We start from the raw sequence: 12,079 nt of genomic DNA on the forward strand, positions 1-12,079 counted from the left end.
AACCTCTCACCATCGAGTAAAGAAACTAAATCATTACGTTACGTAAGGTTCAAGGGGGAATCAGAATTTTTTTTGCAGACAGCCATGTTAATTAACTGCCCGTTAGTTTTGAGATTCAATATAATCTTCTATAGTCATTTCACGAACTTCGAACACGAGCGGCTTGTCCGCCGATGTGAACACATTGTTATATGACATAATTGCCTTCCTGAATCACTACAAAAAAATGATACCTACACGCATGCTAATTGGAAGAGTTAGATATATTTAAATATTCATGCTTCAAGATACTCATCATTATACGATCGACATATTGACCATTCTTATACACTTCGTCTCTTAGTATGCCATCCTTCTTGAAGCCCGACTTTTCATAACTCCGAATAGCACCAGGATTATCAGCATCTACCGTCAAATACACTTTATGAAGATTTAAGCGCTCAAATGCAAATTTTAGAACAACACTTGTCGCTTCTGTAGCATAACCTTGTCCCCATACCCTTTTGTCCCCAATCCAAATACCAAATTCAGCATGCTTGGACCAAGGATGGATATTAAACAATTGGGTGTTGCCAATCGGGCTGCCATCTTCTTTTATAATAGTAAAATAGACAGCTGATAGATCTGTTTGTGCGTACCTCAGTACACGTTCTTTGACCACACCCGGTGTTATCGGCATACCACTTCCCGATGGTAACGTTCGGTTAACTGCAGGATCGGATAGCCATTCATATCGCTGTATCCAATCTTCTTCAACAACCGGCCTTATTGTTAATCGTTGACCGTATAGCATATTTTTCCCTCCATGTAACTGAATTAGCACTTTTTTCAACTTATAATTATGGGTGTATTACATGTATCGTAAGAATAGGTTTTATCTAGTTTGTCATATAACGTCTTTGTATTCACGAAACGACCCAGCCTTAGATAGCTCTTATGGTCGTTTGTTGTATGAGTGTTCTTCCATGATTATACATCTGACAACCAAAGGGGGATAGGCCCGCAGCGTGAATACATTGTTATGCGCCGTTACTTTCTTCTAAGCATCACCTAAAAACCTTTGATGAAGATTCTAACTCTATTTTTTACTTTGGTATAAAAACTCAACTTCACCATCTAGCAAATAACGATATTCAAATAATTGCATTGTTCTTTCCCTAATTCTCTCCCGTATAACCGTGGCTAGGCTTATCGATCCTTGTGATCCAAGGTAACCATTATTAATAAATGTCTTCTCTACAAATTTTGTTTCCCTTAAGTTAAACTGTAACCATTCTTTCTGCGATTCAATTAGTGCTTCTCTTGGTTCTCTATCCAACTTAGAAAGAAGCTTTTGATATATTTGATTCAACTCTTTATCCCAGATCTCTGTATATTTGCTTTCCAGCGCCCCCCATCCCAATGTTGTAATAATCTCTTTGGAATTTTGTAATTCATTAAATTCCACTTCATAATCATGATCTATAGGATTTCGAAGCATTTCATCATAAAATTCTCCTTTCAAATCATAGTTCCCAATGCTCATGGATAACACTTCATTGTTAGAAGGATCTGATCGACCTTCAGTTATTTCTTTCGATTCCATTCCATTACCTGTACTCACTACATCAGGAGGCAGTTCAGAATTCATTATTGATTTAGTTTCGCTGTTCAAAGTAGTCGATTGACTAATATTTTGACAAGATGAAAACATTATCGTAATAAAAAATAATAAGAGTATCTCACCTTTCATAAATTATCTCCTTAAATATTATCTTTAATATTTACCGGTAATGGCGCATAACGTCTTTTCTACGAACTTCATAAATAATTCCATAAGTAGGGGCAGTATGTTGCCTTATGGATTTGTATCGCTGATCTTCGTCAGAAAACCATTCTGTCCTGCAGTATCAATGAACTGGTAAATCGATTGAACTGCTGAATAGGTAAATAAATACCATTGGTTTTCAGTCGCATCATATAACATAACATCGGGATTGCCCTTGGAATGAGATAAAGTATAGAGAGCGAATCGTTTAATGCTGTTCCCTTTTTGATCCACAAAATCAAACTGCCCACTCATGTAATAATCCCCCGATTTAAGCTCTATTACACTCGATGTGTACCTAGCAGGGGCATTCACCTTACTTCCTTTGTTGTCAAAAATATGATAAATCGCTTCATTATAGGCACTTCCATTCATTTGTTCTACTATGCTGCCCATTGTATAGTAAACTTCGTATTGCAATGCTTTCACTTTCACGCCGTCCAGAACAAATGGAGCAGGTTCAACAGATACTGTCGAATTTCTGAATTCGACGCTACAATCGAACGTTTCTGCAATAAAGCGAAGCGGAACCATGATGTGATTATTCTTGATATATGGCGTTGCATCGAGTATAGCGGGTTTACCATTTTTCTCCGCTGTTTTGCTCTTCAATTTTAAGATTACCCGCATATCGTTTTTTGCTAGCGTAACTTTCGAACCCGACCAGTTGACCTCGGCTCCCAAATTTTCACTGATAAAACGCAAAGGCACCATCGTTCGATTGTTCTTCATTTCGGGCTTCACATCGGTGGCAATAGTAATACCTTCAACTTTTATTTGCATATCTGCCGCGTATGCAGGTGAAGAGATAGATAAAATTAAAATTAATGCAGCGAAAATTCCCGTGAGAACTGGTTTCATCATATTTCATTCCTTTCTTGGCATATTTTAGAGAACTAATACTATGACGGAACTATGAAGTAATGTTGCGCTAAACTGCCCGTTAGTTTAATGAAAAAAGAGCAGCTACCACAGCTTGCTCTTTAATGGTTTGTTATTCAACTATCGTTCTCCGTTAGCTTAGTCGTTCATTCATTTGTTTAAGGTGATGGATATCGTGGTCAATGAATATCTTCAAGTATTTATCAACTGTAAATTGACGTTTTCCAGAACCAATTGTGAACTTAGCATTACTATCGATTCCAGATATCGCTTCAATTAATAGTCTTCTATTCAGGACAAACTCATCTATTAAAGAACCTGTTGTTGTAAAAACACTTATGTATTCGATGGCTTCTCTGTTATGTAAGTCATGATTAGGGAATGCGTTCAAGTTTGTACCCTCATTCATATACGGGACGTGATTCCCTAAAATGAACTTATCCCAATAATATAGATGCCCTATGATTTCCTTGACTGACCACTTCCCTTCACGTATTGGCTCAAGAAGGCGTTGTTCATCGAGTTCTTTATACTTCAGTATTTCTTCTGCTGTCTGACCATAACTCAAAGCTGCCTTATTACTCATTTATTAACCTCCATTTCTGATATGGAAATAAGTTAATTTTATCCATTAACAACGCATCTGTAAAGAACATTTGTTCTGGATTTTGTGCCTTGGATTAAACTCTACTGCCCGTTAACGTAATGAAGCTCCCGATCAGCACGGGCAGCTTCTTCCTGGTCGTTTATTCAACTATCGTGTCCCGTTAGTTGAAAGATATATCTCTATCTCATCAGCCAGGTAAAATTTCGAGTAATTCAGATGGCTTTGTAAGTTTTTTGTAGTCAGTAATTCTTTCACTTATGTATGTCGGAATAAACCATGTAGCATGGTAAGTTGACATTCCAACTTTGGTAGCACCATCCAACTCGTTCGATCCACCATCACCAATAAACAAGGATTCAGTTGGAGAAACGCCCATTCTTTCACATGCGAGTTGATAAATCATGGGATTTGGTTTTGCTAATTTTACTTGATAAGAAAATACAGCATCATCAAAATATTTTGATAATGAGGAAGATTCCCAAGCTGTCACTTCTTCTGGCGTACAATTACTTATTAAACCAATTTTTATTCCCATTTTCTTAATTTGGTCTAACGTAGATAAAATTGCCTTATCAATATTGTTGAATGGTATCAATTTGGCATTAATACGTTCCCTATGTAAGGATTCAATAATTTCATCATTAACATCATGACCCATGGTGCTAAATATTTCTCTTAATACAGAAGGAAAGTCCGAATACGAGCCATTCATTCTTTTTTCTTGTCTTGCGCTCCACTCATTATCAAATATCTTTCTCTCAAATCCAAGTTGTTCTACCTTGTGCGTTGAACGTGGAGCCTTCCTTTGTCCATTTTCATATTCTGAAATAAGTGTTTCGAATAAATCAAAGTAAATAGCTTTAATTTCCATAATCCCATAAATCCCTCCTTATTAATTATCTTTCATCAAGGAGATAATACCATATACTGGAATGAATATCTTTATCCAAATGCGCCCGTTTTCAAAGGAGGATGCTCATAATTGCGCAAACCGTATAAACCATTATTAGCAGTTATGATTCTTCTGCTTCTCTCCAAGTCACCAAAGAGCATCTGGGCGAAGAAATTCTCTTTAGCTAGATCCTCATATGGCGATCGATGGAGACGGTATTATTTTTATATTCCACCTTATAGCCGAGTTGCTCCGAAATGAACCTCAAAGGTACGCTTCGCGTTGTATAGATTGCCTTCTCGTCCGACAGCTGTTTACCTTGCGTTCACCTCAAGTATGTTACCAGTTTCGTCTTCTATCACACGAATATTTTCGTCATTGATTAATTGAATTTTCCCATCCGCTCGTATACTCTCAATCTGCTCTGTTAACCCGTGAGCGATGGATTTGCGAATCAAACCTTGATTTTTGAAGACTAACGTATACAAGTCATATACGCTGGTCTTTCGATCGGAATAGACTATGGTGGCGATCAATAAATTTTTAGAAGTCACCTCGAAGTCCATTGTGAGATTATGCGTATTTACATCGATATCTTTTATCCCCAATGGAATCGTAACCGTTTTCCCCGTATTTTCATGAGTAATCTCCAAATCACCTACTTGTGAGAGAATGCTATAGGTGTATCCCAGCATGCCGCTTGAGAAATTATCGTTATACTTATGAAGTCCCGTTAGAGTTACTTTTCCCGATTTCGCGTCCCATTCGGCCACTTCACCGTCCAATGCGGCGGCGAGGAATTTTATTGGAACGTATAGATGACTGATAAACCACACAGGTGCTCTTCCCATGTCTACCTCTTGACCATCCACTTCGGCGATGTTGCTCCCCAAATTTACTACAATGTGCTTCCTACTCCCGCTCAATACTGCCGTATCTTTATCTTCCATACTCCAATGCAATCTTGCCTCACTCCCAAACGAGAAGATACTTCCGTAGGTCACCCCGTCCTTCAGAAGTGTCTGCACATGATCGATATGACCATCCTTCCATTGCGCTTCCAGCACGACATATTTGGAAGCTGCATAGGTCTTATGCGTGCCTAGCAGAAATAGCATGGACATACTTAAAATAACAGCAATCGCTTTATTCCATTTTTTCATCATTATGATTAGATCACCCCAATATTTGTTAGTTTAACATCCTTTAGACGATCACGTTCAATAAAATGTTGCTAACGATTACACTCAAATGTGACCCTCATTACCATCAAGACATTGAACATAACTGCCCTTTAGTTGAGCGGTGATATCATTAAGACAACAACCGCTGTTACAGCCTAAAAGTAACGACGGTAGAGTTCTCGCCGGCGTTCCCCACGAAGCTGGGGGATATTTGAGTGGTTGATGCTTTTTCATGCCCCAACTTTCCACGAGTTTATGAAGAGCTGGGGATGATTGACCATTCACATGAAATTGCCAATCAACTGACCTCAGGTAGGAGTAATTAACGCCCCTCTCTGTAACTATCCAAGGTAAGCGATTGCCGCCATGAACGCCTCCTGCCTAACCCTCACTAAGAATACTGTCTCTGTACTTGATGCGCGTTAGCGATGCCGAGATTAGGGCGCTTCAGGCGCAGGTCCGTTAAAAACATTGCAATTTGAAATTTCATTTATCGTCCGCTTTATGCATTGGATGTATAGCATAAAGCGGACCTTCAAATTAAATATCTTACTTCCTCTGCCTGGCCCTATCTGCCGGCATTTATCGTTTCATGCATTGTTTTTAATTGATTATGAAGAATTCGAAATGGATGCCGTTGGTTTTGATTCTAACGATCCTATAGGAAACAGATCTAAAAAATGGGAGCCAGTTTAGGCGGAAGGCTCATGCTTGATGGAACGCATGTGCAGTTTCCTATGAAAGCGGAAGAAGAGATAGATCGCTCTTACGAATAAATCGGCGGATATAGCGATCCAGATTCCGGCAATCCCCATCTTGAGCACACTGCCTAGTACATAGACGCCAACGAAACGGATCAGCCATACCCCGATAAACGTACTATACATCGGGCTTCTCGTGTCCCCGGCACCTTGGAGAGCGCCGGCAAGGACAAGGGTCCCCGCTAGCGCGGGCTGCGAAAATGCAGCAATATGCAGCGCCGTTTCAACTCGATAGATGGTGCTGGGGTCCATCGTAAACCATAAAACGAACCAAGGGAGAAGAAGAATAAATAATAGGATGCCGACGATGGACATCATGATCGCTCCAATAGCGGTGGACAGCACACCACATATCCAGGCATCTTGCTTGTTTTTTTGTCCGATACTGTAACCGACTAAGGTCGTTGCTGCCGCACCTAGTCCGTAGCCCGGCATAAAGGCCAGTGTTTCGATATTTGCGGCGATAATGTGGGCAGCATAGACGTCCGTGCCGATGGAGATGACTATTCCCATGTAAGCTACAGAGCCTAACCGACTCAATAAACGCTCAACGACAACGGGGCCGGACAGTTTTAACAGCAGGAGTATTTCGATTGCTTTGCATTGAAGCAATTTAGCAAGCGGGAAAGACACCACCGATTTTCTTACCGATAGAATCAAAATTACGACACCTAGGATTCGCGCCACGACCGAAGCCCATGCCGCCCCGACAATGCCCCATCCGGAAAAGCGCCACAGACCAAAGATAAACAGATAATCCAACAGTATATGAATGGCGTTCATCCATAATCCGGCTTTCATTGGACTTTTTGTATCGCTTGTTCCACGCAAAATACTCCCCAGAACAATCATTAGTGCAGGTAGTACGGAGGGAATGGCGACAATTCGAAAATATACATTTGCATCTGTCAACATTTTTCCGGTTGCCCCGAATAATATCAGGATCGGTTTTGAGAATAAAAAAGTGAGACACCCTAGCAATAGCCCTGCCGCACACGCTACCAGGACGGATTGCATCGCGATGCTTTGCGACTTTTCGTTTTCGCGGGATCCGAGGCTTCTTGAAATCAACGCATTGGTCACTACGCCAAGCGCCATAAAAATACCAAAATAAACAACCATTATATTGTTGGCCATCCCGGCGGCAGCCACTTCCTGCAAACCCAGTTTGGATACAAAAAGGGTGTCGACAAACCCGACGGCGGTTTGAAGAATATTCTCCGTCATCGCAGGAGCGGCCAATGTGATGACCGCAGCTGCTTTGCCATAATAATCCTTCAGAAAGAGCGGTTTGGGCACCATCGCCTGTTACGAGCGGAACGCAAAGCGTCTGGCTCCTTGAGCCACCATGAATCCAGGTTCCTTAGATTGCTCAATGGTGCAAGCGTTCCATAGATCAGGCAATGCATGCTGCTGCGCATGCTCCAGTGCAGCCTTGTAATATCCTTTATACTTCAGCGTGCCGCCTCCCAGCACAATCTTTTCCGGATTCAGCAAGTTAATGACAATAGCCAGACCGAATCCCATATATTTTCCTGCGGTTAATATGACTTCTTGGGCTTCTTGGTTTCCTTGTTCAAGCCGCTGCTGCAAATCTTCAGCATCCGTGCCTGCCATTTCGAGGACTCCAATACCGCCGGCGAGTTTGGCCAATCGATTCGTGCCTTCCGGGGTCGGGATGGGGATATAGCCCAGCTCGCCCGACCAGCCGTTGGCCCCGTTGACGAATTGGCCGTTGGCTCTGATCCCCATGGCAATTCCGGTTCCGATTACGATAACGACGGATGTCGTATTTGGATCGATTGATGAGGTTTCGTGAAGGGTCGCCGCTTTCACATCATTTATGAAATATACCGGAAAATCGCCGACTTGCAAATCGCTTGTCGTGATTCCGGTAAGCGAGGACAAACTTGAAAATACGACCTTGGTCTCGTTTTCAACGAATCCCACAACAGCGACGCCCATGCCGGAAGGAGTAAACGGCAAGCCTTGAATAAACGAAACGATCTCGTTTTTAAGGTACTCTCTGGTAACAGCGAAGCCTGTTGGAACGGTTTTCGTAATTTTTTCACCTTGATATTCGGCTAACATCAGCATTTTGGTGCAGCCAATGTCAATGCCTACGAGTCGGTCCATTTTCATTTCCCCTTTTCCTCGCATTAATCGTAATCGTGTTCTCCTATAACCATCACCTGAACATCCGCATCCAATCGCTGAACAATTTCCAAAGGAAGAGAGTGATTCGTTATGATGTGATCGACTGCCTTTAAATCTAATGCCCTGAATTTATGAAGCAGGTTGTGCTTTGTATGATCAATGAGCAGGAAGGTTTGACCAGCGTGCTTCACCAGCTCCCGTTTAAACTCGATTTCTTCCTCGTTGCCGTAATAAATTCCTTTGCTAGTGATGCCGGCGGCACCGATGAACACTTTGTTAAATTGATAGTCCGAAATTTTAGACAGGGTGGAATATCCAAAGACATGACGGGATATTTTGTTCACTGTCCCTCCCAATAAGTGAACCTCCGGTTTAACCGAATGGGTCAATGTGTTGGCAATATCGATGGAATTCGTCACGACCTGTACATTCAACTCATTCATGAATTGGGTCATCGCGTGAACGGTTGTGGAGATATCCATAAATATCAAATCATCGTCTTCGATCAGTTTCGCCGCTTGCTCACCGATTTGCAGCTTCACCTCCGATTTTTCTTTTGACCTGGATTCGTAATCCCGCAACTTTCGATATAATGAGGGAACGGCAATCCCTCCATGGGTTCGGCTGACCAGTCCTTTAGATGAAAGGTGGACGATGTCGCGTCTGGCCGTGTCTCTGGATACGCCGAATAACTCACAAATTTGCTGTAAAGACATCGTATTATGTTCATCCAAAAATTCCAGAATGTGAACGTATCGTTCCTCTTGATTCATATCCATCCTCCCAAGTTTAATTTAAGTCATATTAAGTATTTAATCAAGGATTTTATGACATTTAGTTGCACGAATGCTTGTATATACTTAAAATGATGCAAATCATAAGATTCTGATTGGATAAGATGTACTAAGATACAAAAAAACCGTCAAAATGACGGTTTTGCAGTGTATTAAGAAGCATTTCAAAAGTACCCCACAGCCATACTTAATCAGCGTCAAAATAAGTCTGTCATTCAAACCCAATCCATATGTTGTATAACAATAAAATAACGCGCATAAGCTTGTTTACACAATATACTCCATAAAAGAATGACCTAACCTACTCTTATGGTTCCGCATTCTGTAAATACAGACTTCTGCAAATCAGTCCTTCCGTATTCCATTTGCCTAACACTGTGCAGAAAATCTGCTAAATCCTCATTGCTATATTGTTTAAAGTAGTTATTGAATCGTGCATCGAATTTGTAAGTATCGGCAATTTTGGTCAGATATGATCAATAAAATAACCTATGCAATCCTATTTCCAGGACTGCATAGGTATGCTCGCGGAAAGAGCAAAGCTTGCTTAAAATATTATTTCTGCACCGCTTCTTTCAGAATTTCGACCTTTTGTTCCTTGGACATATCCCATGTGGTTGAGATGCTGTATTCGAAGCCGCCTTCATGCCAAAAAACGTATTTTGGATAGATATGTGCCGGTAAGTCATCCTCAAAGAAACCTTTTTTCTTGTTTCCTTCTGAGTCTAACATATATTTAGAAATGGCCAGCGTATCTTTCCCGTTCGTATATTCAAGACGGATGGTTGCTGCCTCTTTCCAGTTTATCTTTTTCGCATAGATGGGTTTTCCGCTCTTCTTGCCTTCGGCCCTTACTTCATCAAGGAACCTTCCTTGAGTTGGACCTTCAATTCTCGCATTGGAAAACTTATATCCCTCCGGCAAGTTGATGGGCCGCTTCAGAATGGAACCCTCCAGAGTGGAAGCTCTTTTCAAGTAGTCCTCGTAACCAGAGAATTTTTCTACCGCTCCCCAATAACTTAGGTCGAGACCGCTGTTAAGATCCTTATATTTATGATACAGAACGTACATATCACCTGTCTCTTTACTTAGCTTCTTCACTCTATTGGTCTCATCTTCGATATACTTCTTTTCCTCTGGAGTTAGAGCCTTGGCTGCTGCTTCTGCTTTTTTTCGGGCCTTTTCCAGTTCTTTCTTGTAGAACTCGCGGTCTACATCCCCATCGGGATAGATAATATCCTGATCATTATTCAAAGCAGCGTTTAAATCCTGTTCCGATTGCACGGAAGCTTTTGGTGTTACGCTCCCCGCATCGCTTTCCTTGGCATTAACTAATGTCACGCTGCCAAGCGCGAGAATCATCCCCATCCCCAGAATGGACAGGCGGTATGATTTTTTATGAAAATGTTTAATCATCGTAAGTCTCCTTTTCATTTGTTTATGCGTGGCGGACAGGCCGGCAAGTCCCGGTTGGCGTTGGTTTCCTGAAAAATGCTCCAACACATGGATGATCGTTTGTCCGTATGCAGTGTTTTGCTGCGGGCTCATCCGATTCAAGACGCATGCATCGCAGGCCATCTCCTGGTCTTGTCTTGCTTTATATACGGCTAGCCATAATAACGGATTAAACCAATGGATGATCAGGATGATATGTATCAACCAGTTCACTGCGACGTCCCGCCGCTTAATATGTGCAAACTCATGCGCCAGAATATATTGAAGTTGATCCTTTTGCAGCGTGATGAGCAGACTGGGTGAAATGACAATCGCTGGCTTGCTAAAACCGACCACGGCAGGTCCGGGAATTCGCTCGCTGGCCACAAACTGCACTTTTCGCTTTACGCCTAATTGTTGTTTCGTCTCGTGAAACACTGCCAATAGAAAAGGCGTATCCATTTTTCGGCTTTTGCGCAGGGCTTGTTTCAATCGAAGCTGGTCGTATACCGTTTTCGCGGCAAGAAGTAGCACGCCCGCAAGCCAAACCGAAATCAGCATAATGTTGAAGCCATTCCACCAAAAGCCGCTCTCCTGCACGGGTCCCGATTCAAGGGATGGATCAGGTACTTCCGAAGTTCCGCTTACTTCCGGGTTTGTAGAGCGCTCAACATGAGCCGTCGCCTCGCTTATTCTCCCCGTTTCCTTCCAACCCGATGAAGCTTGAGTTTGTTGATGAATACCGGGCGCTATGGCCTCCAGGGACAAAACATTGTATAGACTAAGCGAGGATTCCGGGGCCCAAGGGAGCAGCAAACGAATGGCCACAGGAAGCCAAAGCCAATATTTCCATCTGGCTTCAATCTTGTTTCTTAATAGAAATTGCAGGATCAGGACAAGTACGATCAGGGTGGAGGCCATGAACGATCCGCGAATTACCCAGCCTAAAAAAGACAATAAATTTTCATGCAATGTAGGACTCATCAGGGCTCTCTCTTTTCTGTTTCCCCGTCGCTACAGTTTTCGTCAAACAAAGCCTTTAGATCCTCGATTTCTTGCGCATTCAGTTTTTTATCCTGCAGAAAGTTGGCCAGCATTGGCTTTAAAGCTCCCCCATAAAGTTTTTTCATGAAGGATTTGGTTTCGGACTGCAGATACTCCTGTTCGCTGATGATAGGATAAAATAGTTGGGTGCGCTTTGAACCCTTTTCCAATTTCGCACCCGCTGCTTCCTTCTGCACCAGACGACTGAGGAGCGTCCGGGTCGTATTGGGGCTCCACCCCATTCGATCCGTCATTTGTTTTACGACCTCGCTGGAAGGGCAGTACGGATTTGCCCACAATACGCGCATAATTTCCAGCTCTGCTTCCGTAATCGGTGGTATTTGATTCATGCATGAAACCTCCAAAGTCAATTTACTCAAACTACATATGTAGTTACAATACACATGCTACATTTGTAGTTTAGTAATGTCAACTTGTTTGTCAGAGTGTTATTTTTTCGTTTTTGTTACCCGCAAAAATGATTCGTACCGCCAGTCCGACATGATGATCTACAAAA

The 12,079-nt window shown here is 42.1% G+C and carries 11 protein-coding genes; all 11 read right to left on the reverse strand.

What is annotated here, in order from left to right; translation table 11 throughout:
• Positions 1-244: 244 nt before the first annotated feature.
• A complete protein-coding gene (locus KJS65_RS06490; RefSeq protein ID WP_213649086.1) occupies positions 245-793 on the reverse strand; it encodes a GNAT family N-acetyltransferase in 549 nt (182 codons plus the stop codon).
• A gap of 285 nt (positions 794-1,078) precedes the next feature.
• Positions 1,079-1,732: a lysozyme inhibitor LprI family protein gene (locus KJS65_RS06495; protein ID WP_213649087.1), complete on the reverse strand. Its 654-nt coding sequence runs from the start codon at positions 1,730-1,732 to the stop codon at positions 1,079-1,081.
• A gap of 105 nt (positions 1,733-1,837) precedes the next feature.
• Positions 1,838-2,668 carry a copper amine oxidase N-terminal domain-containing protein gene (locus tag KJS65_RS06500; RefSeq protein ID WP_213650672.1) on the reverse strand — a complete coding sequence of 277 codons (831 nt, stop codon included), beginning with the start codon at positions 2,666-2,668 and terminating at the stop codon, positions 1,838-1,840.
• Between the two features lie 154 nt (positions 2,669-2,822).
• Positions 2,823-3,275, reverse strand: a complete 453-nt coding sequence (locus tag KJS65_RS06505; protein WP_213649088.1) for a DinB family protein — start codon at positions 3,273-3,275, stop codon at positions 2,823-2,825.
• Positions 3,276-3,483: 208 nt separating this feature from the next.
• Positions 3,484-4,167: an HAD family hydrolase gene (locus tag KJS65_RS06510; protein ID WP_213649089.1), complete on the reverse strand. Its 684-nt coding sequence runs from the start codon at positions 4,165-4,167 to the stop codon at positions 3,484-3,486.
• 335 nt (positions 4,168-4,502) lie between these two features.
• Positions 4,503-5,354, reverse strand: a complete 852-nt coding sequence (locus KJS65_RS06520) for a stalk domain-containing protein (protein ID WP_244864407.1) — start codon at positions 5,352-5,354, stop codon at positions 4,503-4,505.
• A 710-nt stretch (positions 5,355-6,064) separates the two neighbouring features.
• Positions 6,065-7,435, reverse strand: a complete 1,371-nt coding sequence (locus KJS65_RS06525) for an MATE family efflux transporter (protein WP_244864408.1) — start codon at positions 7,433-7,435, stop codon at positions 6,065-6,067.
• Between the two features lie 6 nt (positions 7,436-7,441).
• A complete protein-coding gene (locus KJS65_RS06530; protein WP_213649090.1) occupies positions 7,442-8,269 on the reverse strand; it encodes an ROK family protein in 828 nt (275 codons plus the stop codon).
• Between the two features lie 23 nt (positions 8,270-8,292).
• Complete coding sequence (locus tag KJS65_RS06535; protein ID WP_213649091.1) at positions 8,293-9,063, reverse strand: DeoR/GlpR family DNA-binding transcription regulator; 771 nt, start codon at positions 9,061-9,063, stop codon at positions 8,293-8,295.
• A 576-nt stretch (positions 9,064-9,639) separates the two neighbouring features.
• Positions 9,640-11,502 carry a M56 family metallopeptidase gene (locus KJS65_RS06540; protein ID WP_213649092.1) on the reverse strand — a complete coding sequence of 621 codons (1,863 nt, stop codon included), beginning with the start codon at positions 11,500-11,502 and terminating at the stop codon, positions 9,640-9,642.
• On the reverse strand, positions 11,502-11,912 hold the full coding sequence (locus KJS65_RS06545) for a BlaI/MecI/CopY family transcriptional regulator (protein WP_213649093.1): 411 nt from the start codon (positions 11,910-11,912) through the stop codon (positions 11,502-11,504). The genes KJS65_RS06540 and KJS65_RS06545 overlap by 1 nt, the downstream gene beginning before the upstream one ends.
• Positions 11,913-12,079: the final 167 nt, after the last annotated feature.

Source organism: Paenibacillus sp. J23TS9 (assembly GCF_018403225.1).
Lineage (GTDB): Bacteria > Bacillota > Bacilli > Paenibacillales > Paenibacillaceae > Paenibacillus_AQ.

Bases quoted from the DNA above. Each gene is read 5' to 3' on its own strand.
- KJS65_RS06530 (WP_213649090.1), bottom strand. From the start codon at position 8,269: ATGGACCGACTCGTAGGCATTGACATTGGCTGCACCAAAATGCTGATG.
- KJS65_RS06490 (WP_213649086.1), bottom strand. From the start codon at position 793: ATGCTATACGGTCAACGATTAACAATAAGGCCGGTTGTTGAAGAAGAT.
- KJS65_RS06500 (WP_213650672.1), bottom strand. From the start codon at position 2,668: ATGAAACCAGTTCTCACGGGAATTTTCGCTGCATTAATTTTAATTTTA.
- KJS65_RS06540 (WP_213649092.1), bottom strand. From the start codon at position 11,502: ATGAGTCCTACATTGCATGAAAATTTATTGTCTTTTTTAGGCTGGGTA.
- KJS65_RS06535 (WP_213649091.1), bottom strand. From the start codon at position 9,063: ATGAATCAAGAGGAACGATACGTTCACATTCTGGAATTTTTGGATGAA.
- KJS65_RS06545 (WP_213649093.1), bottom strand. From the start codon at position 11,912: ATGAATCAAATACCACCGATTACGGAAGCAGAGCTGGAAATTATGCGC.
- KJS65_RS06525 (WP_244864408.1), bottom strand. From the start codon at position 7,435: ATGGTGCCCAAACCGCTCTTTCTGAAGGATTATTATGGCAAAGCAGCT.
- KJS65_RS06495 (WP_213649087.1), bottom strand. From the start codon at position 1,732: ATGAAAGGTGAGATACTCTTATTATTTTTTATTACGATAATGTTTTCA.
- KJS65_RS06520 (WP_244864407.1), bottom strand. From the start codon at position 5,354: ATGATGAAAAAATGGAATAAAGCGATTGCTGTTATTTTAAGTATGTCC.
- KJS65_RS06510 (WP_213649089.1), bottom strand. From the start codon at position 4,167: ATGGAAATTAAAGCTATTTACTTTGATTTATTCGAAACACTTATTTCA.
- KJS65_RS06505 (WP_213649088.1), bottom strand. From the start codon at position 3,275: ATGAGTAATAAGGCAGCTTTGAGTTATGGTCAGACAGCAGAAGAAATA.